Source organism: Nostoc sp. CALU 546 (genome assembly GCF_048836525.1).
The window spans coordinates 37,745-62,171 of sequence record NZ_JAWJTF010000051.1 but is presented as its reverse complement, the minus strand read 5'-3'; the positions used below and the strand labels follow the sequence as shown (position 1 = coordinate 62,171).

Below are 24,427 nucleotides of genomic sequence, written 5' to 3'. Positions count from 1 at the left end.
TGGATGAATCCACCTTTTATCTCCGTTAACGAGTCTTTGAACTGGATGAATCCACCTCTGAACTCCATTGACAGGAGTACACGGGTAGGGGCACAACATGTTGTGCCCCTACGATTATCTGTACCTCACCAACTTGCAATCTGCTGTAAATTAAACCTAATTAGTGACTTCTTTCTATCATAGAACTTGTGAAATCAATTAATAGGAGGATGCCAACCACTAATTGTCCAACGTCGTCGAGCAACAACTATAACTGGATTATTCATTCGCAAGCAAACAATTGTAGCCCTGCCAATAGTAGTTAAACCTTCAACTCTTGTCCCATCAGAACTCCAATTAAAATGGTCTGACCATCTCTGTGTACGTGGATGAAATAGAGGTGTTATTTCCCCAATTAAAGGGTCTATAGCTTCGGTTGAATCAGCTTTAAATTCATTGCAAGAACGACAAGCTAAACATAGATTGTCAAACGTAGTTTCCCCACCTTTAGAACGGGGTTGAATATGGTCATAACTCATAGGAATGCCGCTATTAGCTTCAGTAGTTAAGCAATAACAGCAACGTCCTTTATCGCTAGCAGATATTTTAGTTTTTAAGCTTTCAGGAATGTATTTAGACACAATAGTTTAAGCAGTTGGCATATAATGTCCTCGCCAACGGAGTAACACAGCAGCTTGGGCTTTACAAAGCATAAAACTATCTGCTTCGTGACGCAGTTTTATGAGTTCCAATTGTTCTGCATCTGTAATGTTACCACTAGAGTTACATTCCAGCAGAAAGTTGTATCGTTCCATTTGCTCTGCTGTTTTACGACTGCGGACAATTTGCCACAAACTATTGTCATCTAGTTTATCTAAAGCCGCGAGGTCAGCTTGGAATTCCTCTGGTACATCATCCCATTCTGGAGGACTACCTACTTGCAAAGCATGAACTATTACCTCTTCAATGGGGCGACGTTGCGCGTGGGCAGTGTTAACTAAACGCTGATAGAGTATTTCTGGAATTTGCAGAGTAATTGTTTCTGTTGCCATTACTTTTTTATATCAATATATCAATGATAATATTCAAAACTCAAGTAAATGGATTAAGTATGGCAATACCGCATCCCTCGAAGTCTTTTGTATTTCTTGTTACTAATGTTATTTGGTGAATTTCGGCGGTTGCGGCAATTATTATATCCGCTTGAGTGCGAGGTTTTCCTTGAGTTTGTAGGTATCCTCTTAATTCACCCGCACGTTTAGCAATTTCTGGGCTGACAGGGATTAGCTGACAGTAAGTTACCAAAAAATTATCAAACCAAGTTTTAATCCTGGAGTTGGGTTTTGCTGATAAACCATAGCAAATTTCTTCTAATGTAATAGCGCTGAGAAAAATTGATGAGATGCTTTGACTCCAAGCAATGACTCCAGAATTGGGTATTGGACGAGCTAATTCACTGATAATGTTAGTATCACAGAGAAAGCTCATACTATTCCTCAGCAAATGGAATAGGGCGATCGCTACATCGTGCAGGAGTTTCTAAAATGTAATTCTCTTCCGCACAGAGTTGACGTAATTCTGCAAAAGCATCTGCGAAGGAAGAGACTTTTTGTTGCTGATGCCAAGCAAGGAAGGCTTGAAAAAGTTTAGGTTCTACGATCGCAGCAACTAATTTGTCCTGATTGAAGATTAATTGAGGTTCTAATGCAATAGCATCAATCACCTCTGGCAGTTTTTGTTGTGCTTCGTCAAGTTTCCAGTTCATTTGTTTTAAATGTTGGACTGCTGATTATAACTTAACGTAACTTTAGATATCGCTTGGCATAGATCGAGATAATCTTGATTAATCGCTTGCTAGTACATCTCCATCGCTCAAAGAGTCTAGACAGAGAATAATCAGGATTAATCATGCTGTGTTGTTGGTAAATTTTACTGATTTTTTGTGTTTTCAGCTAAATACTCAAAACTGCTAACTCAGCACTCACTACTTTAGCCGCCAAATTTTGATGGTGAAGTCACCACTACCACTGGCAAGGGTTTTGCCATCTGGGCTAAAGGCGACGGAACGAACAAAGCCAGAATTACTGAGAGTGCGGATTTCCTCTCTGGTTGCCAGATTCCACAGTTTGATGGTGTTGAGAACACCACCACTAGCAAGGGTTTTGCCATCTGGGCTAAAGGCGACGGAATAAACCCAGTTATGCCCTGTGAGGGTGGGGATTTCTTCTCCAGTTGCCAGATTCCACAGTTTCATGGTGGTGTCATCACTACCACTAGCAAGGGTTTTGCCATCTGGGCTGATGGCGACGGAATTAACCGAGCCAGAATCCCCAGTCAGAGTGCGGATTTGTTCTCCGGTTGCGAGATTCCACAGTTTGATAGTGTAGTCAGTAAGACCACCGCCACTGGCAAGGGTGTTGCCATCTGGGCTGAAGGCGACGGAATTAACCGAGCTAGAATGACCTGTGAGGGTTCTTTGCAATAAAACTCCGCTTGGTATGCTGGCAACTATAGATATAGGATTAGTTGGAAACAAGTTATAACGAAAATAACCATATATTTGAGTTCCAATAATTGGAATAGCAGCACCTACCAAGAATCTTGTTCTCCAATTAGTATTTTGTCTAGATGCCTTTTGTAGCGCTACTTTTGGCTTTACTGGTGCTGGTGATTTTCCAGTTTGAGGCTGATGGGGTAATGTAGCAGGGAATGATGATTGTGGTTGAGGTACAACTACTGGCTGGGTTGGGTGTACTGGTGAAAGTAATGGTAACGGTGAACTAAAATCCTGTAAAACTTCTTCAGCAGATTGGTAACGTTGCTGATAATCTTTTTGCAGTAACTTATCAAGAATCTTCTCCAATTCGCTGCTTTGTGGTTGTTGCAAATGCTCCCGCCAAGAAGAAACCCACCCATAACCTTGTTGTTCCCACATAATCCAAGGGTGAATTCCACTCAGTAAGTGAAAGCAAGTTGCACCAACACTATATAAATCACTTGCTGGATAAGCTTTACCATCCTGTATTTGTTCTAATGGCGCATAACCTGGGGAACCAATTATTGTTCCTGGGTTAGTGATAACTGTCATGGTGAGTTGCTTAGAAATCCCAAAATCTATCAAGACTAACTTGCCGTCAGTGCTGCGACGAATGATATTTTCTGGTTTGATATCGCGGTGAATAACTTTGTGCTGATGAACCGTTTTCAGGATATTTAATAAATCAAGCAAAACTTCCCCGATTTTTTCCTCGTTGAAAGTTCCCTGTTGTTTTAATTCAGCTAATAAATTCTGCCCGTTGATAAACTGCTGCACTAAATACAGATTATTTTCTTCTTCAAAGTATGCCAACAGCGTGGTAATCTGCGGATGTTCTCCTAGTTGTTGCAGTCGCCTTGCTTCTTGCTCAAATAGTTCTGTGGCTTTGTTTTTTGCCGCAGTTCCCTGTACTCGCGGCGCAAATTGCTTGATAACACAATATTCATTCAGCTTGTCTAAATCTTCTGCTAAATAGGTTTTACCAAATCCCCCGCCACCTAATGTTTTTATCGGGCGATAACGGTTTCTCAACACCACCAATCCTGTGCCGCAGTTACAGCAAAACATTGTGCCATCAGGATTGGGCGGATTGTGGCAAGCTGGATTTAGGCAGCAGATCATAACTGTGCAATCTATAAGCAAATGTATTTATTATCGCTTAAGCACGGTCTACTTCTGGTAGAAACTGTCAAGACTGTCATTGACAAGGGTTTTGCTATCTCGGCTATATAGCGGTTATCAGTTGAGTGCAATACAGACCTAACCCCCAGCCCCTTCCCTACAAGGGAAGAGGAGTAAAATTCAAAGCCTCTCTCCTTTTAGGAGAGAGGTTTGGAGAGAGGTCAAAGTGTATTGCATCAAAATGAGAACCGCTATATTTGGTTTTGTTGATTTCTAGCCAGTTGCAGAGCGGGAAATGAACTCTGTTGAGCGCTGTATCAATGATGTAGAGCTATTCTACAGCACTCATTTGACAACTGGCATAGCTGGGACATCAGAAGCGGAAAGTTTTACCTTATCCCTCGTACAACTTCTTCACTGTCCCTTTGTGTTGATATCTCCATTAAAACTGCAACTCGAAGTCATGAAATGCCAAATTGCCAAAATTGCTGAGGGCGGTATTTCATCCCCATATTCTTTTCCTGGAACAGCAAATCTTTGCCCAAGATTTGCCACTATACACGTTAACTAAGCTGTGATACCTGAAGTTACAGAGTTGTCACAGAAGGCTCTTGCACGCTATCGTTAACAGTTTTTGGTTCTACAAAAGCTTCTCGACCTGTAATCAATCTAGAGCGACGATTACGAGTGATATAATTCCATGCCCACTGAAATACTACTAGTAATTTGGTGTCAAACTCGATTAAGAAGTAGATGTGGACTAGTAGCCAAAATGCCCAAGCAATGAAACCTGTGAGTTTGATTAAGCTTAAATCTACAACAGCTAAATTTTGCCCAATCATCGCCAAACTACCCACATCGTTGTAATGAAATTGTGGCATAGTCTTACCTTGAAGCCGTCGTTGAATTAGTTTACCTACATACTCTCCTTGTTGTTTAGCTACGGGTGCAACACCAGGTAAAGGTTTAGCATCTTGATGGGAGAAGTTGGCTAAATCTCCAATTACGAAAATGTTGTCATAACCCTCGATAGACAAGTCAGGTTCTACAATTACACGTCCGGAGAAATCGCGCTCTACACCTGTAGTTTCTGCTAAGACTTTCCCCATTGGGGAACCTTGAACACCTGCTGCCCACAAGATAGTTTTTGAGGCAATTTCTGTAAATTCATTGTCTTGCTTGAAAGTAACAATATCACCTTCAATATTTGTCACCCTGGTGTGAGTGTGGAGTTCTACACCCAACGTTTGCAAAGATACTGCTGCTGATGCAGATAATTCTGGCACCATGTGTGGGAGGATGCGAGGGCCCCCTTGTAATAGTAAAATTTTTGTTTCTGAAGTGTCGATGCTGCGGAAATCTTCTTTGAGAGTTTTGTATGCCAATTCTGCGATCGCACCTGCTAATTCTACACCAGTCGGGCCACCCCCCACAATCACAAAACTCAGCCAAGCACGGCGTTTTTCAGGATCAGTTTCTTTTTCTGCTGCTTCAAATGCGCCAAATATCCGGCGACGCATTTCTATGGCATCTTCCACAGTTTTCAAACCAGGAGCAACTTCTTCCCAGTGATCTTTACCAAAATAGGAATGGTTAGCACCTGTGGCGACAATTAAAGTATCATAAGGTACTACTTCATCGCCCAAAATAACTTGTTGCGCTTTTGGATCGATCTCATTTACTTCTCCCAACAACACCTTTGTATTCTTGCTTTTCTTAAATACAGATCGCAATGGTGCAGAGATATCAGAAGGTGATAGCGTACCTGTGGCAACTTGATATAAAAGCGGCTGAAATAGGTGAAAGTTGCGTTTATCAATGAGAGTAACATTTACATTCGCTGCATTCAGACCCTTTGCTGCATACAGTCCACCAAAACCACCACCAATAATAACAACCTGATGTGGTGCATTCTTATTAATTCCAACTGCCATAAGAAATATGCCCTTGTGTTAAGAAGCTGTAACTATTCTTAACAAAGATGTAACAGCATTATGATGTGGGTTGCTGTTTATTTAGAACAATTGAAAAAATCATAAAAGTAGCCAAAGTTAGTTCTTATATCGGTTCTCGATAAGCGTGAAGTACAATTTTGACCTCACTTCCATTCCTCTCTCCTTTTAGGAGCTACGGTGTACACACAAGTCTAATTACCCCCCTTAATCCCCCCTTGCCAAGCAAGGGGGGAAATAGAAAATCTAGTTCCCTCCCCAATGCATCGGGGAGGGTTAGGGTGGGGTAATTCGAGGACTGGTAGTGATTCGATAACTTGTGTATACACCGTAGCCTTAAAAAGGGGGGGGCAAAAAATTCTCAAAGTCCCCCTTTTTAAGGGGGATTTAGGGGGATCTTACTATGTTTTGCATTGTGTATAAAGATATGTGTAAACGGTAGCTCCCCAAGCGGGGAAACAAGAAAATCAAATCGGATTCCTATATTTACAAAAGTACAATGCTTTCCTTAAAAACATCTATATAATAAGATATTCACTATGAGCGATAACTATATTTGGAAACGTATACATACATACAGACAGCAAATCCTAAAAGAAAATAAAGAAACCTGTCGTTCGCCTATTCAAATAATAAGATACTAATAGTAATAGGAGATACAGAATATTGATTTTTAGTCTCATCTAAATCATATTTGAGTGCATCTGAGTACAGCTTAATATATTGCAAAATATCTTGATAAAATCTTAGCAAAAGCTTACGGGTAAAGTTTCTTGTAGCGTGAACAGAAATTCTTAAACCCTGCCCCAAAAATACTAGTACCCCCATCATTAAACACTAGTGCCCCTACCCCAAGATAAATTTTAAGTTTATCTAGAGTCGGGGTTTTGGCGTTTGAGTACAACCTTAATCAATCCAATAAATCCAATCAGCATTGAGTTTTGTATCGAGTTGGATGTCACCTGATATAAGCATAAAAATAGCAGATGACTCTTTTACCAGATAGACATTACCGATGCAACAGTCTTTAGACAGTATTAGCAATCCCCCAAGTACCAAAACGCAGGATTCTGCCCATACATCCATGCTGAGAAATCTTCTCTCTGGCGTTTTTTTTGAGCCATTATTGAGTGATTTTCGCATTATTTTTGAGCGCGATCCAGCCGCCCGGAATTGGCTAGAAGTGGTGTTTTGCTACCCTGGATTGCACGCGCTATCTTTGCATCGTCTTGCTCACTGGTTACATGGTCGAGGAGTCGGTTTTATTCCCCGCTTAATTTCTCACTTGGGGCGATTTTTGACCGGTATTGAAATTCACCCAGGTGCAGAGATTGGACACGGCGTGTTTATCGACCACGGAATGGGAGTAGTCATTGGCGAAACTGCGATCGTGGGCGACTACACACTGATTTACCAGGGCGTCACCCTTGGCGGAACTGGTAAAGAAACTGGTAAGCGTCATCCCACAGTGGGCAAAAATGCAGTGATTGGGGCGGGTGCGAAAGTTTTGGGTAATCTGCAAATTGGCGATCGCGTCCGTATTGGTGCAGGTTCCATTGTCTTGCAAAATGTCCCCAGTGACTCCACAGTGGTGGGAATCCCCGGCCGAATTATTTCCCGCAACGAAAGCGGCGTCAGCCTTTCTCCCTTAGAACATGGAAAGCTACCCGATGTGGAAGCAACCGTGATTCGTTCTTTGCTCTCGCGCATCGAAGAACTCGAAAAACAACTGCAAATTTTAAGAGAAGAGTCATTAGTCATTAGTCATCGGTCATTAGCAAAGGACAAATGACAAAGGACAAATGACAACTGACAAAGGACAAATGACAAATGACAAATCACGTTTTGCAGATTCCTTTGAGCGATCGCTGGCGAATCTATCACCGATTGCAAGAGTTAAAAATTAATTGCTCTTGTCCCCCTGATGGTTCTTTACGGGTGCAAGTGAACAATTTGCTCGAAGTAATTCTAATTCGCAGTACAGTTATGCAACTTCTTGCTTCTCGTCACGAATTATTAGAATGGCTAGAGCGTTGCTGGCATTACAGTGATGAGTCATGATTATTTCAAAAAGACCTAATTTAGAGATGATTAATCTTGAATTCATGACGCAAGTACTGGACTTTATCCTTTTTGTCCATAGATGCACAAAGCTCAAATAGGTTTAGAGTTTGAAGCTACTGTCCGCTAGCAGAATTTGTTGCAGACTGAGATGGATTAGATGGGGTTTAGATTTTGTTGGGTCTACTAAATCTGAAATTCCCCTGACATATAGCAACAATTAGAAAGGCGAAATTCTCAAATATAAATTGAGATTTCTGATTTTTAATTTTTTCCCAAATTAAGAAATTGAAAGTTCAATCAATTATGGCGATTCGGAACAGAGATATAAAACTACTCAATTTTTTGCACAATGAACTTGAACTTTCAAATGCCGATATTGCTGTAGCTCTGCGACACCGTGAATTAGAAAATGGCCCACTACCGATGCTCCTCTGGCAGTATGGTTTCGTTGATTTGGAGCAGCTAGGAAAAATATTTGATTGGCTAGCAGACCACAGTTAGCTAGTTTGAACCCCTTAGCTTTAAGTAGCATTATCTGCCTAAATTACACCCAAATGCACTAGAAAAGATGAGGTTACGAAGATGATTACATCCTTAATTGCTGGATTTTGTGTATTACTTTGTTCGGGATTTGCTAATAGTTATATTAGCTCATTGCTACTCGAAGACATTTCAACTGACATCGGTAAAAACGATTAGTAATTTATACATTGATTTAGTTCCTTGCCATACAGATGTGATGCTAATAATGGGGCAATAATTAAGGATCATGTATCCTACATTATGAATTGTGATATTTTTAGCATTTACCATCACGAGGGATTGTAGAGGGAAAGGATATTAAGAATACTTCCAAGAGAGGGATATTTGCAATGAATCAAATCATAATTAATGACACTACACTACGTGATGGTGAACAAGCAGCAGGTGTTGTTTTTACCCTAGAAGAAAAAGTAGCGATCGCTAAATTTCTCGATGCTATTGGTATACCGGAATTAGAAGTGGGTATACCGGCAATGGGCGACGAAGAAACCCGTGCGATCGCTGCAATTTCTGACTTGGGTTTACAAGCAAAACTCTTGGGCTGGAACCGCGCTGTCATCTCAGATATCAAGGCTTCCATCGCCTGTGGTCTGAACAGGGTGCATATTGCCATTCCCGTCTCTGGTATCCAAATTGCCACTAAATTTCATGGTCAGTGGCGAGTAAGTTTGCAAAAACTCAAAGACTCAATCCACTTCGCCCTCGATCAAGGTCTTTGGGTAGCAGTTGGTGGAGAAGATTCTTCCAGGGCTGATGAAAACTTCCTCTTAGATGTAGCACTTTATGCCCAAGAATGGGGTGCATCCCGCTTCCGCTTCTGCGACACCGTGGGAGTTCTCGACCCCTTCACCACCTACACTAAAGTCCAAAGGCTGGTTTCCGCGTTGACGATTCCCCTAGAAATCCACACGCATAATGATTTTGGTCTGGCAACTGCCAACGCTCTTGCGGGTATCAAAGCCGGAGCCTCATCAGTGAATACCACAGTCAACGGATTGGGTGAAAGGGCAGGAAATGCAGCATTAGAAGAAGTTGTCATGGCGATCAAACGCATCTACGGCGTTGATTTGGGCATTGACACACCAAGTTTGCTGGAACTGTCTCAACTAGTTGCAGCCGCATCAGGAGCCGATGTACCACCTTGGAAAGCGATCGTTGGCGAAAACACTTTTGCTCACGAATCAGGCATCCATGCTCACGGGGTATTGCAAAATCCCATTACCTACGAACCATTTGCACCCGAAGAAGTCGGTTGGGAACGGCGTTTAGTAGTAGGTAAACATTCTGGACGGCATTTGGTTGCTAACTTGCTAGAACAGCATGGAATTTTCTTGAACTCCCAAGAAACCCAATCTGTTTTAGATGCAGTACGCCATCAATCGGTACAGAAAAAACGCAGTTTGACGACAGAAGAATTGTTGAATTTGGTCAGAGAACAGAGGTACTCTCATGCAACGCGATGAATTAGAACTAAACTTGCCACCCGCTTTTGAAATTGGTGAAAAAGTCAGAGTTCGTAAACTGCTAAAAAACGATGGTACCTTTCCTGGTAAGGAAGTCGGCCAAGTTTTAGTGAACAAGGGAGATATCGGTTACATAGCGAGTATAGGCACATATTTGCAGACTTCCTATATATATGCTGTGCATTTCTTAGAGACAGGGTTTGTCGTCGGCTGCAAGAAAAAAGAACTAGAATCGGTTGAGGAATCTCATGAAAGTAATGCTACGGATGAATGATGCCGGCACTTTAGTAGTTTACGTTGCTAAAAAAGACCTGGAAGAAGAAGTCGTCAAACAAACCGATGGAAACGATGGCAAGATTCTCACCCTAGCAAATGGTTGGGAATTAGAATTTCGTGAATTGCCAGACACAGCAAATTTACCTCAAACAGTAGAAGCTAAACGCCTAGCTTAAAAAAACGGGGAGTGGGAATTTTAGATTTTAGATTTTGGATTTTGGATTAAATTTCAATCTAAAATCTAAAATTGAATTGACCCATTCCCCATGCCCAATGCCCAATGCCCAATTCCCAATAACTTTTTATCAATCATGGGTAACAAGTATTTGACGTTATCAGAATTGAACCTTGAGGGACAGTTACTAGGTTTTCTTGGTGGTGAACCAGGAAAATATAAATACTTGCAATTGGCAGTTCCATCGGGAAATGTAGACATTAAACTGCCTAAAGAGTTGCGTCGTTTAATAAGTTCATCCTTAGTTCCTGGTCAGCAACTTCGCATTTGTGGCCATAGTAAGGTAGACTCGCGCACAAGTAAAATAAAAATCAAAGCCTATCGGGTGACACCAATTGATGCGTGTCCAAAGCAAGATTTACCACCTCAACCCAAAGCGAGGATTATGGTATGTCAAAAGAGCGGTTGCCTAAAACGTGGTGGTAAAGGATTATTATCAGATTTAGAAAAAACTTTGTGCGATCGCGGTTTGTCAGACAAAGTTACTATTGAATATACTGGTTGCCAAAAATGCTGTGGCAGCGCTCCCAACTGTGTTTTGCAGCTTGGTAAAAAGAAATACAAGAATATTCATCCTGATGCGATCGCATCTTTGCTAGAAAGTCACTTAACTCAATATTAGTAAACTTCTCTAGCGATTCTTAAAATAATACACAACTTTGTAGGGGTAAAATTTTACCCCTATTTGTTGTAAGTATCGTGTAGTAATCTTGTCAAACTGCGATCGGCTAAGTTATAACTGCTGCAACGTTAGTAATACTGGATACAAACATAACTTATAAAAATTTTCAGTAGTCTTGTTCAAGCTGGATTACAACTTTCATTATTGTGTATAAATTTCCGCAAATATCTTAAATAGCTAAAAATCAATGTCTTTGTTTAGCAATTTACTCAACCTACATTCAGGAAGCAAGCCGCTTGAAGATTTTTTTACAGAGATTGTCGCTTATTTTTTATCCCTGAATAACGATATTTTAATTGATTGGCTAAAATATCACTCAATTATTAGTGATGATAATTATTCCAGCATCAAGATTTCAACCCAACAAGAACACAAAGGACTTGAAAGCCATACTGAAGATAGTAGATTAGACATTGTAGTTGAACTATCAGATGGTTTAAATACAGATGTAATATTTATTGAATCAAAAGTTGGCTCTCGTGATGGCAACCATGCGTTAAAAAAATATGCTGAAATTTTGAGTAAATTACCAAATGCCAGATATCGAATTTTAATTTACATCACCCGTGATTATGATCCAAAAGACGAAATCAAAACTCTAGCATCTAATTTAGAGGCAAAGGTAAATTTTTATCAATTGAGGTGGCATCAATTCTATGCCCATTTACAACAACACGCGACTGATATATTAGCCAAAGAAATACTAATTTTAATGAGGGGAAATGGAATGTCTGCCACAAATCAATTTTCATCAGTTGACTTATTGACAATGGTGAATTTTAACAAAACTCTCAAGCTCATGGAATCAACCCTCAATGATGAAATACAGCAGGAATTCAAACTAGCTTTTGGAGGTGTTATCAAAGGCGCAGCAAGTAGGACTCAATGGAAATGGGACGAGAGATATATTATCTACACCCACTTTTCTCCTTCAGTATGGGACTTATGGTGTGGTCTTGGATACTTCGATTTAAATCCGATTAATTTAACTGATTATCCATATTTAGGTATATTTTTGCAAGTTTCCCATAGATTTGGACAACGCACAAAAATTATTGAATCTATGCAGAAAATAATTAATGATAAGCCTAATATATGGACTCCTGTTAATTTAAAAGTTTTGCCAGCATGGTCAGGTATATTCTATCGAAAAAGTCTACAAGAATTTTTATCTGAAAAAGACCAGATATCTACTATTAAATTATTTTTCCAAGAGTCAATAAAGGAATTGAAAGCGGTTCAGGAACAATATTTTGATTTTCCTTGGAAGGGTGTAGGTATAGAAGCAACTACAGAAATAGAGAATGAAGAAGACCCAAACACCTCACTATCTCTCATCGTAGAAGTTTAATCAGTTAGAGCTATATTAAGATAAAAGTAACTCTGCATTCTCGTAGCTGTTATGAGCCTTACTACTGCTAAACGCTTTACTATAGCTGAATATCACCGTCTAGCTGAACTTGGCTTCTTTAAGGAGAATGACCGAGTTGAGCTAATTAAGGGTGAAATAATACAGATGGCAGCAAAAGGTACACCGCACTCTGTTTGTAGCACCCGCTTATATCGGGAGTTGTTCAAGCTGGTTCTAGAAGAGGCGATTCTTCGAGGACAAGAACCAATTATTATACCTGATGATAGCGAACCAGAACCCGATCTAGTCATTGTGCGAAATCGTCCTGATGACTATTTAGAAGCTCATCCTAGCCCATCTGATGTATTGTTGGTAATTGAAATTTCTAATTCTACTTTGAAATATGACCAAGATGTAAAATTATCTGTTTATGCAGAAGCTGGTATTTCCGACTATTGGATATTTAATTTAGTAGATAACCATCTAGAATATTACAGCGAACCTTATAAAGATTTACAGGGTAAATATGGTTATCGCCGCAAGTTAATTTTTCTGCAAAATGAATCAGTTAGTCTGCCATATTTTCCTGATTTAGTTCTGGATTTATCTAAAGTATTTCCAGGTTAATATATGAGAAGTTATGTCTAATGACAAGCCACTGTGGATATACGGGTATAGCTTCTATCTGCTGGAGACTTCCCAAGGATTAATAATAGAAATACCACACCCTTCAAAGTCAGAGAAATTGCGTGTTGCTATGGTTGCTGCATGAGTGTGACAAATAGCTGCAATCTGAGCATCGGCTTGGGAAATAGGATTACCATTGTGTCTTCTTTGAGACGCAATATTAGCAAAAGCTACAGCAGCAGCTTGATCAAAAGGAAGAACACGCCCAGCAAAATCTTCTGAGAACATCAGATGTGCTGCTTGACTAAGAGGATGTTTTAAAAGTCGAAGCGAGTCAAAAATTATGCCAGTCGCCTGACCATAATCCGGATCATCGCAATGTAAATAAAAGTCTCAGAGGTTTCTGGTAGTCGTTCATAATCTTTACTTAAACGCCGACACCAGTTAAGCCAACCAAAAGTTCGCTCAACAACCCAGCGCTTTGGTAAATGGACAAAACCTTTCTTTTCCAAGGGTCGAAGCACAATTTCCACAATCCAGCGAAACATATCCATCACCCAACGCATAAATTCTTCGCCTCGGTATCCTCCATCCATCCAAATAGTGTGCAACCGCTTTACCTGATTTCCCGTATCATGAACTCGTTTGAGGACTTGTTTAGCTCCTTGGCGCTCTGGAAGGCTTGCAGAGGTAACTAACACTCGTAAAACTAGTCCTAGTAAATCTACACTCAGATGTCGTTTCCGACCGTGTATTTTTTTGCCTGCATCATAACCTACCTCTTGGGATATCATGGTTGCTGTTTCCACCGATTGACTATCGACTGCTGCTTCTGACGGGCTAGGTTCACGTCCTGCTGCCACGCGAGTCCATTGGTATAATTTGTCGTGAATTTTTAACCAAGTTCCATCTTGGCTCCATCTCCAAAAATAACCATAAACAGTAGACCATGCAGGAAAATCCCCTGGTAATCCTCTCCAAGTACATCCTTCACAAAGTACGTAGAGAATAGCATTGACAACGGTGTATATAGCTATCCTACGAGGCCGACCCCCTGCTTTCGGTAAGGGAAACTCTTTTTCAATCAATTCCCACTGTTCCCAACTCAGGTTACTACGATATGCTTTAGTCATTTGCTCACAAGGTGCTGATGCTTATAATTTCAGCTTAAGCCTTGTGAGCTTTCTTACAATTGCCCCCCACTTTTAAAACATCCTCTAAGTTCATCTCGCCGTTTTCCCGCAGGGAGTAAGGCGATACCGTAGAGAATTTCTGCTTGAGTGATTGTTGTGGTAAACAGACTCATTAACGATTGTTGAGCAGCTCAACTACGAACTATTTCAGATTTTTTAGGCTTCATTAATTCTGATAAAACGTTTGTATCAAGAATAATCATTCTTCAAATGTTGATACGGTGCGAATAGGTTCTCTAGGAATTTCCGGTAATTCAAAGTTCTCCAAATTCGCAAAACGTTCCTCAAGTATATTAGCTAAGTTTAAGGAATGTTCCTGATTTTCTGTTAGAGCCATACGAATAATTTCTCTGGCTTCTTCTTCAAGGGAACGACCATGTTTTTCGGCTCGTTTTTGTAGACGATACTTGATGTCATCATCAAGGTTAGATATAGTAATATTGTTCACAATTAACTCCTAATCTTATTTTTCAAATCAATCCTTCCAGCGCGTGTTGCAAATCGTTTGTCACATCAGCAACAGCTTGTCTAGCACCTAACCGATTTTCCTTATAAGCTGGGTAACGCTCAGAAATTGATATGGGTTCACCCACAGTTATTTTAACTTTTTGCTTACCCAATTGCGGACGCTGTGCAGATTTATTTCCTTTGATTTTAGCAATCATTTGCCATAAAATTAAAGTTGTTTCAGCAAACCTTTCTACCGTTGGATTTTCACGAATATAATTACCAGAAACAGCCACGAAACTTTCTACTAAACGCATGTGCCACATCCGGGCATTGGCTTCTTCTGCAACGCGATCGCCTAAAGCTCTTTCAACCGCAGATATTCCTTTTACATCCTTAAATTCTTCTCTAAATATATAATTCCAACCTGCTTGTTCTACTCGCCGGCAACGATCGCTCAAACTACCTTTTGACTGCAAATTAAAATACTGTTCTGAGATTAACAACGCTGCATTCAACAACGCTTGTAGACGAACTGCTAACGCTTCGTTTCTATCGGGAATTTGCCCGTTGACAATCTTCGCATCTGGCAATTTTTGATGATAAAACCGCGTGTAAAATTCTTCCATTAGCAAAAGTAAATGTTCTGCCAAAGCCAACAACCGGGGATAAAGCGACTCTATAGAAGCATTTTCTGCTGAATTTACAGGTAAACCACTAGCCGCTTCCAATTCACTTAAAAGATTCGCGATCGCATCCCAAGGAGCATCAACGTAACTATATTTAATCCCAACTGGTACAATTAGAACCTGTTCGGGGCGTTCAGCTTTGTGCAAATCTTCAGCACACCAAAAGCCCAATTGGGCAATACCAGGTTCCAGGGGGCTAATATTCTCCGATAAACCATTGGTTGCACCCTCTGGCGCAGCAGCCATCGGAAATTTCCCATTAGCAAATAAGTCACGCGCCGAACGTAACCCCGTCCAGTCAGCTTTACCCCGCTGAATTGGAGTCCCACCTAAATGAGAAGCAATCCAGCCAACGTGGGAACCTGCCCAGAGAGGAATGCCGCGATCGTAGATAAAATGAGCGTGAATGGGATGTTGTAGTGTTGTACCTTGCGATCGCGCTACCTTTGGTACAAGTTGAGATAACAAGTAAGCCAAACAAAACGGATCGTCTGTTTTCGGATGGCGAAATGCCAGCATAAAACGGATCTTACCCTCCTGAAATTGCCGATAGAGATCCACCAGTACCTCTACGTTGTCTGCTTCAATTTGGGTAATAGATGTTTGCCAGTTTATCCAACTGGGTAGCAACAGATGGACGAATCGTAGAAATAAGGGGTTAAACGCCGGAGGAATAAATTCTAAGGGTGCTTGTGCTTGATAAATTACATCTGCCAAGGTAGTTTCTCCTAAAGATGCCGTGATTTCTTTTAAGCTATCTTAGCTGCTGTAAGATACCCTGACGATTGAAATTGCAGTCACATACGACAAAAAATGAAGCGTACCTACGCAGACTTATAGAGTATTTTTTACTGCGATGTAAAGTATGGGCAGATAATGGAGATTTAGCAGCACTTGCAAATCTTAATAACACGATAGACTCAAGCTAAATCCTGGTAATACATTTTCACCCGATAATTGTGTCGGCAGATTTCGCACTTCCGCATCTTGGTTTTGGCGATAAATTTCCACTTGCTGCTGTTGGGGATTTATCAACCACGCCAATTGCACCCCTGCACCTATATATTCGTGCATTTTAGAACGCAACATTTCCAAATCATCTGTTGCTGACCTTAATTCAATGACAAAATCGGGTGCAATGGGGGGAAATTTCCGTCTTTGTTCAGGTGTAAGTGCTTGCCAACGTTCTCGTTGAATCCAAGCGGCATCTGGGGAACGGTCAGCACCATTAGGTAATTTGAATATAGTAGAAGAACTGAAAGTATAACCCAGGCTAGTTTGCCGATTCCAGATTCCCAGATCGATAATTAAATCTGCTTCTCGATTGCCGCTTTCACCTCCAACGGGGGACATGATGATTAATTCTCCCTTGGCAGTGCGTTCAAATTTCAATTCGCGGTTATTTTGACATAAGTGATAAAATTGTTCGTCACTAAAGTGAACGGTGTCTAGTTTTAATGTCAAAGGACTCATAACCTAGACCTAAATTAGTTGGAAAGATTATATCACAATACAGTTCAGAATGAGCAACAAAACACTTGTAGAGACGGCGATTTATCGCGTCTCGAAAACCCAAAATTGTTGTCAGTAGCCTTTAACTGAACCGTATTGGTTTATAAACAAATTAAAGATTCTAGAAAGGGAGTAAACGATGCGACTTTCACAAATGTTATTTGTTACACTGCGGGATGATCCAGCTGATGCTGAGATTCCCAGTCATAAATTATTACTCCGTGCAGGTTACATTCGTCGCATCGGTAGCGGGATCTATGCTTATCTCCCGCTGATGTGGCGGGTATTGCAAAAAGTTTCCCAGATTGTGCGAGAAGAAATGAACGCTACAGGCGCACAAGAATGTCTCCTACCACAATTACAACCGGCTGATTTATGGAAGGAATCGGGACGCTGGGACACTTACACCAAAGCTGAGGGGATTATGTTTTCCCTAATTGACCGCCGTGAGCAACAATTAGGATTAGGCCCAACGCATGAAGAAGTAATCACAGCGATCGCTCGTGATATGATTCGCTCTTATCGCCAGCTACCGTTACATCTCTACCAAATTCAAACCAAGTTCCGCGATGAAATTCGTCCCCGCTTTGGTTTGATGCGCGGACGAGAATTTATCATGAAGGACGGCTACTCTTTCCATACCGATGAAGCCAGCCTCAAAGAAACTTACCAGGATATGTATAAAGCCTACAGCAATATGCTGCGGCGTTCCGGTTTGGCTTTTCGGGCAGTGGAAGCTGATTCTGGTGCAATTGGCGGTTCTGGTTCCACAGAATTTATGATTTTGGCGGAAGCTGGCGAAGACGAAGTTCTCTACACTGAGGATGGTAAATACGCCGCTAACGTAGAAAAGGCTGTTTCTTTACCAATTGACGCTGAAACCTCACGGTTTACAACTTACGAAAAACGGGATACACCTGGAACAGAGACGATTGAAAAGGTCTGTCAACTCCTCAACTGTTCTCCGACTCAATTGGTGAAAAACGTCCTTTATCAAACCGTTTATGATAATGGTGTAACAGTGTTAGTTCTGGTAAGCATCCGAGGCGATCAGGAAGTTAATGAAGTCAAATTGCAAAATGAATTGACTAAATTAGCTTCTGAGTATGGTGCTAAAACTATTATTAGTTTGAATGTACCAAATGTAGAAGCCCAGCAAGCATGGACAGCTAAATCTCTACCTTTAGGCTACATTGCCCCAGACATCGCAGACGAGTATATTACTGCCAATAAACAGATCCATCCCAAGTTTTTGCGCTTGGTTGATCAAACAGCTGTTGATTTAAAAAACTTTGTGACAGGGGCGAATGAAGCTGGTTATCACGTAGTTGGTGCTAATTGGGGTCAGCAATATAAGTTACCAGAACGAGTAGTAGATATTCGTAAGGCAAGATCAGGCGATCGCGCCATCCATAACCCAGACCAAACCTTACAAAGTGCCCGTGGAATTGAAGCAGGTCACATCTTCCAATTAGGCACTAAATACTCTCAAGCGATGGGAGCAACTTATACCAATGAACAGGGTGAAGAAAAGCCGTTATTTATGGGTTGTTTTGGTGTAGGCGTGTCGCGGTTAGCACAAGCTGCCGTAGAGCAATCTTACGATAAAGATGGGATTATTTGGCCAGTTGCGATCGCACCTTATCACGCGATCATCACAATTCCCAACATTAAGGATGCTCAACAAATCGAAATCGCTCAAAAACTTTACACAGAACTCAATCAAGCCGGAATTGAAACCCTACTAGATGACCGAGATGAAAGGGCTGGAGTAAAATTTAAAGATGCTGACTTGATTGGCATCCCTTATAGGATTGTAACCGGACGCGCGATCGCCAATGGCAAAGTTGAAGTTGTAGAAAGAGCAACCCGCAAATCTCAAGAAATAGTCATTGAAGAAGTGACAACTACACTCAAACAGTGGATTACTGCCGCCATTCAGGTAAAAAATTAAACGCTTAACCTACGCAGAGGACTCAATATTTTACTTTGCGTTCCTCTGCGTTGTAAATTTAATCTTCAATCATCTCCAAAAAGAATGAGATTTACATAATTTGGTAGGTGACGGATTAGAAATAGAAATCCTAAAATTGGATTAGGGACTTGCAGAATTGAAAGGCATAAAGTCTCCTCCAGGTAGTGGGAAACTCTTCAGTTATAAGTATCGTCCTTAACCAGGCTGCTCCTCACATAACTACCATATCAGCCCTAGTCAGGAAGGTTTTGAACATGAAAGACCAACAAGGATCTAATCGTATTTCTTCAGGCATAATTGCAGCCGTCTCAGCGGTGGTTGTAGCGGTAGGTGGCGGCGTGGCTTGGTTTACTTCACAATCTGGCAATACTCCCACACCGTCAAACCCCTCTGGGCGAATCGCTCAACCAGCACAGCCATCAACTAGGCAGCCAGCTAACGAGCAAACCCCTAATGTTTATTGGCTCAGATCAAATGACAAAAATGTTGCTTTGGTTCCCCAACCTGTGAAAGTAGCTTCTATACGACCAAATCAGCCTTTAGAGTCAGCTTTTCAAAGTTTGTTAGCAGGCCCAACAGAAGGAACAGATTCTACAACCATCCCCAAAGGAACCAAGCTATTGGGGTTGAAGTCAGAAAATGACGAAGTTCACGTTAATTTATCTGAAGATTTTACCAGTGGTGGTGGAAGCACATCAATGATGGGTCGCGTGGGACAAGTTGTTTACACTGCGACAAGTTTAAATCCCAAAGCCAAGGTATACATTGACGTGAACGGCAAACCGTTAGATGTTTTAGGCGGTGAGGGTGTAGAGTTACAACAACCACTAACTCGTGAAAGCTTTCAGAAAAATTATCCCCTTTAGTCATTGGTCATTAGTCATTAGTCATTGGTCATTGGTTTTTCACAAATGACAACTGACAAATGACAACTGACAAAGGACAACTGACAAAGGACAACTGACAAAGGACAAAAGACCTAACGTTTGCTATTTAACACACGAAAATTACGGGCTTGCTCCTCTAACCTTGTGGCAAGGCGATCGCAAACCCGATTACACAAATCAAAAATCATTTGATCTTCCACCCGGTAATAGGCGCAAGTTCCTTCACTGCGGCGGCTAAGGATACCTGCTTGCCACATTACCTTCAGGTGTTTTGACACATTTGCCTGAGAAGTCTGTGTTGCCTCTACCAACTCTTGCACGCATTTTTCTTCATCCCGTAATAAGTGGAGCAGCCGCAGGCGCATTGGCTCACTTAACAGACTGAAGTATTCAGCTACTTGTTGCACCACTTCGGGTGGTAAAGGCAACGTTTGTTTCATCAGGATTAACCCGCAAAGACTGAAAGTTTTAACAATTACTCACTTGATATATACATTAATACTTAATCAGGGTTAATTCGCATCAAAGGTTGGCCATATTCTACGGCGTCACCATTTTGGAGAAGAATTTCCATTACTTGTCCAGAGACTTCGGCTTCAATTTCATTCATCAGCTTCATGGCCTCAATGATACAGACTGTTTGACCTTTGCGGACGCGATCGCCCACTTCCACAAATGCTGCTTCCCCAGGTGCGGGAGCGCGATAAAACGTTCCCACCATTGGGGAAGGCACTTCTACTAATCTCTGGTCAATCGTTGAGGGAGGATTTACTGACAACTGCAATTGTGTGCTAGTACCAGTATTTTCAAACACGCGAGATGTGGACACCTCCGTTACCTGACTGGCGTTCAACTGGTTCCCCCCAGATGAACCCGATGTCAAGCCCGAACCTACCACACTGCCTAAAGTCCCTTGACCTACCGACAACATCTGATTGCTGAGGCTCACAGCCTTACGGACTGTTAGTTCAAAATCATCGCTTTTGAGCGTGACTTCTGCAATATCTGTTTGTGCGATAGTTGCCAGTAATTGGCGAATTTCATTAAAGTCCAATGGCACAGTTTTTATTACCTCGACCTATCCGTAAATGAGCATCTTAAGTGTGGCAGGGATTTAATCCCTATATAGGGATTTCAATCGGGACTTGCATCTCCGTAGAGATGAAAGTTATTCCCTGCTGATATATTTATCTTCCTGAGTGTCAACTTTGATGCGTTCTCCTTGAGAAATAAACAAAGGAACCATCACAATTGCACCAGTTTCCAGAGTTGCTGGTTTTGAGCCACCTGTGGCAGTGTCACCTTTTAAACCTGGATCTGTTTGTACAATTTCCAGAACCACAGACTTAGGCAATTCTACTCCTAGAACCTGCTCACCCCATTTAATAACTTCAGCTTCCATACCTTCCTTAAGGTACTTGACGCGATCGCCAATTTGTTCGCGGGTCAATCTGCCTTCTTCGTAGGTTTCCATATCCATAAAGACAAACTCATCGCCTTCTTTATAGGTATGCTGCATCGTACTTTTTTCTAAAGTGGCTTGCGGCACTGTTTCCCCTGCGCGGAACGTTTTTTCCATAACGCTCCCACTCTGGACATTTTTTAGCTTAGTTCGTACAAAGGCAGAACCTTTACCTGGCTTGACGTGTAGGAATTCAAGCACTCGCCATACAGACCCATCCAATACAATTGAAACACCGGGTCGAAAGTCGTTACTGGAGATCATGAAACTTTCAAATTTTTGAAGACAATCGGCATTTATTGTACCCTTCTAGGGTCGTCATTGGGCATTTGTCATTAGTTAGTTGTCATTTGTCATTAGTCACTTGTACTGAGCGACTTGCCTTGAGCGAAGTCGAAAGGAGTCGAAGTATTTGTCATTTATCCTCCGCCCTTAACGTGGGAAGATTATTTATGGGTTACGTCCAGTCAACAATTTAATGCTGCATTTGAGTTATCCCATGCTTAACTTATTAAAATCCTGGCTGAAGAACAGCCTAATGGCAATACTGCTGGTAACAATATTTTTAGGCATAACTACAGCTGGGTGGACTCCCTCCAGTAGCGCCGCACTGCCATCGGGCAATGCAATTACCGACGGTAAGGCTTTGTTGCGGTATGCACTCCCGATAGATAACAAACCTGTGCGGCAACTACAAGCCAGTTTAGAGGACATCTCTGCCCAACTGCGGGCGAATCGACGTTGGGGTGCTATTTCCAAAGACATCAGCCAAGCATCCCGCATTCTCGATAAACCTTCCCAAATCTTAACAAGCGTTCCTGAAGAACGCCAACCCCAAGCTGAAGCTTGGATTACCGAGTTGAAATCTGGGGTGGGTAAGTTACAAGAATTGGCGAACAGCAAAGATAAAGAACAAATTCTCCAAGAGAGAACTAAACTGCTAAATCTCGTTACTTTGCTAGAAGAATCAATGGTGAAACAATTCCCCTTTGAAGTGCCTACTGAGTACAGCAACCTGCCGCAACTTAAAGGTCGTGCCACTATAGAATTGAAAACTAACAAAGGCGATTTAACCTTTGTAGTAGACGGTTATAGCGCCCCTGTTACTGCTGGTAATTTTGTAGATTTGGTACAGAGGGGTTTTTATAATGGCTTAGAATTTACTCGTTCTGAAGAATCTTACTTTCTCCAAACTGGAGATCCTGCTGGAAAAGACGTAGGTTTCATTGACCCAAAAACGGGCAAATATCGCGCCATACCCTTAGAAGTCTTGGTTGAGGGCGATAAAGAACCTACTTATGGCATTACTCTAGAAGAAGCTGGTCGTTACGTTGATATGCCAGTTCTGCCTTTTTCTGCCTTTGGTGCAGTGGTAATGGCTCGTCCCGAAAGTGAAGTAAATGGTGGTTCATCACAATTTTTCTTCTTTCTGTTTGAACCAGAACTCACCCCCGCCGGACGCAACCTATTAGATGGTCGTTATGCCGTTTTTGGCTATCTCACCGAAGGCAAAGAAGTTTTGGATAAACTGAAGGCTGGTGACAAAATTGAATCGGCAACCGTGGTTAAAGGAATAGAAAATCTGGTTGAGCCGCAAGCTGCATAAGAAGAAATCAGGAGAAGAATAATTCTTGTACAGACGCGATTAATCGCGTCTCTCCTGATTCAGATTCCCGGCGGTGAATATTTGATCAACTATGATCCTTAACTCTGGAAAAATTTGTGATACTATTTGCTGGCTATCTGTAAAAACTGTTTCTTCGTAAAATCCATCTTCCAGTAGTAACACCGAAACTTTTGCTTTCAGTGGGTCTACAATCCAATATTCAGGAACCTCTAAGGCCGCATATTCCGAGCGTTTATAACGATAGTCCCGTTTCACCGACTCAGGACTAACCACTTCGACAACTAGTAACGGGGGTGACTCAAATACTGCTGAGACATTTAATAATTCTCTGGCTTGCTCCAGTGTCACAACACACAAATCAGTCAACCTAGATTTATTTCTACCCGTTCTCACCCCACTTTCCCGAAAACACAGCCAAGTAAAGTTACAACGTTTGATTTCTGCATCTAGTAATTGCTCAAGAAATTTGGCAATCAGGAAATGTTCAATAGTAGGTGGATTCATTAGTTCTAGCTTCCCATCCACCAGTTCATAATGAAAATCGCTACCATCATCATAGGTTAAGTACTCCTCAAACGTAATGCTGGTTACTGGTGTTTTTACCATTCCAACTGACTCCTAGACGATACCCTTATCTTAAACAGTAAAGTAAATCATCAGTTTTCTTCGTAATTTTGCAACACGGAAAACCGATTGTGAACAGTGAGTTATCTTCTCAACAAGTAAAAGAGATTGGCGAACAAGGCCTTTTAGAAAGATTACAGCGCTTCTGTCCACCAGAAATTATCGGCGATGATGCCGCAGTACTTGAGACTGCACCAGGACAATCTTTGGTAGTGACTACAGATGTACTCGTTGATGGTGTGCATTTTAGTAACCTCACCACTTCCCCAGAAGATGCAGGTTGGCGAGCTGCTGCTGCCAATTTATCAGATTTAGCAGCAATGGGCGCTTCCCCACTGGGAATCACTGTCGGGTTAGGACTACCCAGTGAACTTAGGGTTAGTTGGGTAGAACGCTTGTATCAGGGAATGACAGAATGCCTGCAAAAATACAATACTCCAATTGTCGGGGGTGATGTCGTGCGATCGCCTGTAACTACCCTGGCAATTACTGCTTTTGGTCAAGTTAACCCCAGTCAAATTATCCGCCGTTCTGCTGCTGTTGTAGGAGATGCGATCGTCGTTACAGGCGTTCATGGAGCCTCCCACGCTGGCTTAGAACTCCTCTTGCATCCCGAATTAGCACAAGACCTCAATGACGTGGAAAAGACGGCTTTAATCCACGCACACCAACGCCCACAGCCACGATTAGATATCTTACCAATCCTCTGGAAAATTTTAGCATCCCCATGCCCCATGCCCATTGCTGGTATGGATAGCAGCGATGGTTTGGCAGATGCGATTATCCAAATCTGCCGCGCTAGTGGCGTTGGCGCTGTCTTAGAACGCAGACAAATTCCCGTACCAAAAACTTTTAACCATTGGTTGCCACCAGAGCAAGCGCTAAAATATGCTCTATACGGTGGCGAAGACTTTGAATTAGTGCTGTGCTTACCACAAGAATTAGCATCAGCCTTAGTGCAACATCTTGGAGAAGGTGCTGCGATCGTAGGCAAGATTACAGCCGGATCAAGAGTACTATTATACGACGAACAAAAAAAATTCCCTGACCAAGTTCTAAATCTTAGTCAGGGATATCAACATTTTCGTCAATAGTCCTACTCCTGCGGGTACTCCGCTGGAGAACTCGTAGAGTAGCCGCTAGCGCGTCTATGTCATTTTTATAATGACCAATGACCAATG

At 41.7% G+C, this 24,427-nt stretch carries 29 protein-coding genes and 2 pseudogenes; 15 read left to right on the top strand and 16 right to left on the bottom strand.

Going from position 1 to position 24,427, the window contains the following annotated elements:
- Positions 1-183 (top strand): hypothetical protein (locus RRG12_RS23260; protein WP_420760829.1); only part of this gene is annotated, 183 nt, incomplete at its 5' end.
- Between the two features lie 11 nt (positions 184-194).
- Here RRG12_RS23260 and RRG12_RS23255 read toward each other — a convergent pair.
- The 5 genes from RRG12_RS23255 to RRG12_RS23235 all read right to left on the bottom strand — a co-directional run bounded on the left by RRG12_RS23255 (position 195) and on the right by RRG12_RS23235 (position 3,637).
- Positions 195-620 (bottom strand): HNH endonuclease, encoded by a 426-nt coding sequence (locus tag RRG12_RS23255; protein WP_069073101.1) that lies wholly within the window; start codon positions 618-620, stop codon positions 195-197.
- 6 nt (positions 621-626) lie between these two features.
- Entirely contained in the window at positions 627-1,031 is a 405-nt protein-coding gene (locus tag RRG12_RS23250; protein WP_069073100.1) for a hypothetical protein, read from the bottom strand.
- Positions 1,032-1,071: 40 nt separating this feature from the next.
- Entirely contained in the window at positions 1,072-1,467 is a 396-nt protein-coding gene (locus RRG12_RS23245) for a type II toxin-antitoxin system VapC family toxin (RefSeq protein ID WP_084227302.1), read from the bottom strand.
- A gap of 1 nt (position 1,468) precedes the next feature.
- Positions 1,469-1,744 (bottom strand): prevent-host-death protein, encoded by a 276-nt coding sequence (locus RRG12_RS23240; RefSeq protein ID WP_420760828.1) that lies wholly within the window; start codon positions 1,742-1,744, stop codon positions 1,469-1,471.
- Positions 1,745-1,963: 219 nt separating this feature from the next.
- Positions 1,964-3,637: a protein kinase domain-containing protein gene (locus RRG12_RS23235; protein ID WP_420760827.1), complete on the bottom strand. Its 1,674-nt coding sequence runs from the start codon at positions 3,635-3,637 to the stop codon at positions 1,964-1,966.
- A 295-nt stretch (positions 3,638-3,932) separates the two neighbouring features.
- Here RRG12_RS23235 and RRG12_RS23230 point away from each other — a divergent pair, with 295 nt between their 5' ends.
- Positions 3,933-4,208 (top strand): hypothetical protein, encoded by a 276-nt coding sequence (locus RRG12_RS23230; protein ID WP_420760826.1) that lies wholly within the window; start codon positions 3,933-3,935, stop codon positions 4,206-4,208.
- Positions 4,209-4,224: 16 nt separating this feature from the next.
- Here the strand turns inward: RRG12_RS23230 and RRG12_RS23225 are convergent, their stop codons facing one another.
- Positions 4,225-5,571 carry an NAD(P)/FAD-dependent oxidoreductase gene (locus RRG12_RS23225; protein WP_420760825.1) on the bottom strand — a complete coding sequence of 449 codons (1,347 nt, stop codon included), beginning with the start codon at positions 5,569-5,571 and terminating at the stop codon, positions 4,225-4,227.
- A 1,033-nt stretch (positions 5,572-6,604) separates the two neighbouring features.
- Here RRG12_RS23225 and cysE point away from each other — a divergent pair.
- The 9 genes from cysE (at position 6,605) to RRG12_RS23180 (ending at position 12,830) form a co-directional block, all read left to right on the top strand.
- A complete protein-coding gene (cysE, locus tag RRG12_RS23220; protein WP_420760824.1) occupies positions 6,605-7,381 on the top strand; it encodes a serine O-acetyltransferase in 777 nt (258 codons plus the stop codon).
- Positions 7,382-7,419: 38 nt separating this feature from the next.
- Entirely contained in the window at positions 7,420-7,650 is a 231-nt protein-coding gene (locus RRG12_RS23215) for an Asr1405/Asl0597 family protein (protein WP_292816153.1), read from the top strand.
- A 306-nt stretch (positions 7,651-7,956) separates the two neighbouring features.
- Positions 7,957-8,154, top strand: a complete 198-nt coding sequence (locus RRG12_RS23210) for a DUF2949 domain-containing protein (protein ID WP_069070443.1) — start codon at positions 7,957-7,959, stop codon at positions 8,152-8,154.
- A 371-nt stretch (positions 8,155-8,525) separates the two neighbouring features.
- Positions 8,526-9,659: a homocitrate synthase gene (nifV, locus tag RRG12_RS23205; protein ID WP_420760823.1), complete on the top strand. Its 1,134-nt coding sequence runs from the start codon at positions 8,526-8,528 to the stop codon at positions 9,657-9,659.
- Positions 9,646-9,933, top strand: coding sequence for a nitrogen fixation protein NifZ (locus RRG12_RS23200; RefSeq protein ID WP_069070441.1), 288 nt, complete (start codon positions 9,646-9,648; stop codon positions 9,931-9,933). The genes nifV and RRG12_RS23200 overlap by 14 nt, the downstream gene beginning before the upstream one ends.
- Entirely contained in the window at positions 9,908-10,111 is a 204-nt protein-coding gene (nifT, locus tag RRG12_RS23195; protein ID WP_069070440.1) for a putative nitrogen fixation protein NifT, read from the top strand. The genes RRG12_RS23200 and nifT overlap by 26 nt, the downstream gene beginning before the upstream one ends.
- A 135-nt stretch (positions 10,112-10,246) precedes the next feature.
- On the top strand, positions 10,247-10,792 hold the full coding sequence (locus tag RRG12_RS23190) for a (2Fe-2S) ferredoxin domain-containing protein (RefSeq protein ID WP_420760834.1): 546 nt from the start codon (positions 10,247-10,249) through the stop codon (positions 10,790-10,792).
- 247 nt (positions 10,793-11,039) lie between these two features.
- Positions 11,040-12,203, top strand: coding sequence for a PD-(D/E)XK nuclease family protein (locus tag RRG12_RS23185; protein WP_420760822.1), 1,164 nt, complete (start codon positions 11,040-11,042; stop codon positions 12,201-12,203).
- A gap of 51 nt (positions 12,204-12,254) precedes the next feature.
- On the top strand, positions 12,255-12,830 hold the full coding sequence (locus tag RRG12_RS23180; RefSeq protein WP_420760821.1) for a Uma2 family endonuclease: 576 nt from the start codon (positions 12,255-12,257) through the stop codon (positions 12,828-12,830).
- A gap of 54 nt (positions 12,831-12,884) precedes the next feature.
- Here the strand turns inward: RRG12_RS23180 and RRG12_RS23175 are convergent.
- The 6 genes and pseudogenes from RRG12_RS23175 to RRG12_RS23150 all read right to left on the bottom strand — a co-directional run.
- Positions 12,885-13,148, bottom strand: a pseudogene (locus tag RRG12_RS23175) (VapC toxin family PIN domain ribonuclease); the annotation flags it as partial.
- A gap of 23 nt (positions 13,149-13,171) precedes the next feature.
- The gene (locus tag RRG12_RS23170) at positions 13,172-13,963 is read right to left on the bottom strand and encodes an IS5 family transposase (protein ID WP_069074889.1); all 792 of its coding nucleotides are present in this window, start codon (positions 13,961-13,963) and stop codon (positions 13,172-13,174) included.
- 86 nt (positions 13,964-14,049) lie between these two features.
- Positions 14,050-14,226 (bottom strand): annotated as a pseudogene (locus RRG12_RS23165) (VapC toxin family PIN domain ribonuclease); the annotation flags it as partial.
- Positions 14,223-14,471 carry a FitA-like ribbon-helix-helix domain-containing protein gene (locus RRG12_RS23160; RefSeq protein ID WP_420760820.1) on the bottom strand — a complete coding sequence of 83 codons (249 nt, stop codon included), beginning with the start codon at positions 14,469-14,471 and terminating at the stop codon, positions 14,223-14,225. The pseudogene RRG12_RS23165 and the gene RRG12_RS23160, both read right to left, overlap by 4 nt.
- A 22-nt stretch (positions 14,472-14,493) precedes the next feature.
- Positions 14,494-15,876, bottom strand: coding sequence for a 1-acyl-sn-glycerol-3-phosphate acyltransferase (locus tag RRG12_RS23155; RefSeq protein ID WP_420760819.1), 1,383 nt, complete (start codon positions 15,874-15,876; stop codon positions 14,494-14,496).
- Positions 15,877-16,062: 186 nt separating this feature from the next.
- Complete coding sequence (locus RRG12_RS23150; RefSeq protein ID WP_069070433.1) at positions 16,063-16,632, bottom strand: Uma2 family endonuclease; 570 nt, start codon at positions 16,630-16,632, stop codon at positions 16,063-16,065.
- Positions 16,633-16,810: 178 nt separating this feature from the next.
- On the opposite strand from RRG12_RS23150, the gene RRG12_RS23145 reads away from it, so the two are divergent.
- Both RRG12_RS23145 and RRG12_RS23140 read left to right on the top strand, forming a co-directional pair.
- On the top strand, positions 16,811-18,625 hold the full coding sequence (locus tag RRG12_RS23145) for a proline--tRNA ligase (RefSeq protein WP_420760818.1): 1,815 nt from the start codon (positions 16,811-16,813) through the stop codon (positions 18,623-18,625).
- Between the two features lie 275 nt (positions 18,626-18,900).
- Positions 18,901-19,512 (top strand): GerMN domain-containing protein, encoded by a 612-nt coding sequence (locus RRG12_RS23140; RefSeq protein ID WP_420760817.1) that lies wholly within the window; start codon positions 18,901-18,903, stop codon positions 19,510-19,512.
- Between the two features lie 113 nt (positions 19,513-19,625).
- Here RRG12_RS23140 and RRG12_RS23135 read toward each other — a convergent pair whose 3' ends face one another.
- The 3 genes from RRG12_RS23135 to efp form a co-directional block, all read right to left on the bottom strand.
- Positions 19,626-19,973 (bottom strand): ArsR/SmtB family transcription factor, encoded by a 348-nt coding sequence (locus RRG12_RS23135; protein ID WP_190893788.1) that lies wholly within the window; start codon positions 19,971-19,973, stop codon positions 19,626-19,628.
- A gap of 62 nt (positions 19,974-20,035) precedes the next feature.
- Positions 20,036-20,593, bottom strand: a complete 558-nt coding sequence (accB, locus tag RRG12_RS23130; RefSeq protein ID WP_420760816.1) for an acetyl-CoA carboxylase biotin carboxyl carrier protein — start codon at positions 20,591-20,593, stop codon at positions 20,036-20,038.
- Positions 20,594-20,701: 108 nt separating this feature from the next.
- Positions 20,702-21,259: an elongation factor P gene (gene efp / locus RRG12_RS23125; protein WP_069070428.1), complete on the bottom strand. Its 558-nt coding sequence runs from the start codon at positions 21,257-21,259 to the stop codon at positions 20,702-20,704.
- Between the two features lie 235 nt (positions 21,260-21,494).
- On the opposite strand from efp, the gene RRG12_RS23120 reads away from it, so the two are divergent.
- The gene (locus RRG12_RS23120; RefSeq protein ID WP_420760815.1) at positions 21,495-22,601 is read left to right on the top strand and encodes a peptidylprolyl isomerase; all 1,107 of its coding nucleotides are present in this window, start codon (positions 21,495-21,497) and stop codon (positions 22,599-22,601) included.
- Between the two features lie 39 nt (positions 22,602-22,640).
- Here RRG12_RS23120 and RRG12_RS23115 read toward each other — a convergent pair whose 3' ends face one another.
- Positions 22,641-23,228, bottom strand: coding sequence for a Uma2 family endonuclease (locus RRG12_RS23115; RefSeq protein WP_420760814.1), 588 nt, complete (start codon positions 23,226-23,228; stop codon positions 22,641-22,643).
- 89 nt (positions 23,229-23,317) lie between these two features.
- Between RRG12_RS23115 and thiL the strand changes: the two genes are divergently transcribed.
- Positions 23,318-24,340 (top strand): thiamine-phosphate kinase, encoded by a 1,023-nt coding sequence (gene thiL / locus RRG12_RS23110; RefSeq protein ID WP_420760813.1) that lies wholly within the window; start codon positions 23,318-23,320, stop codon positions 24,338-24,340.
- Positions 24,341-24,427: the final 87 nt, after the last annotated feature.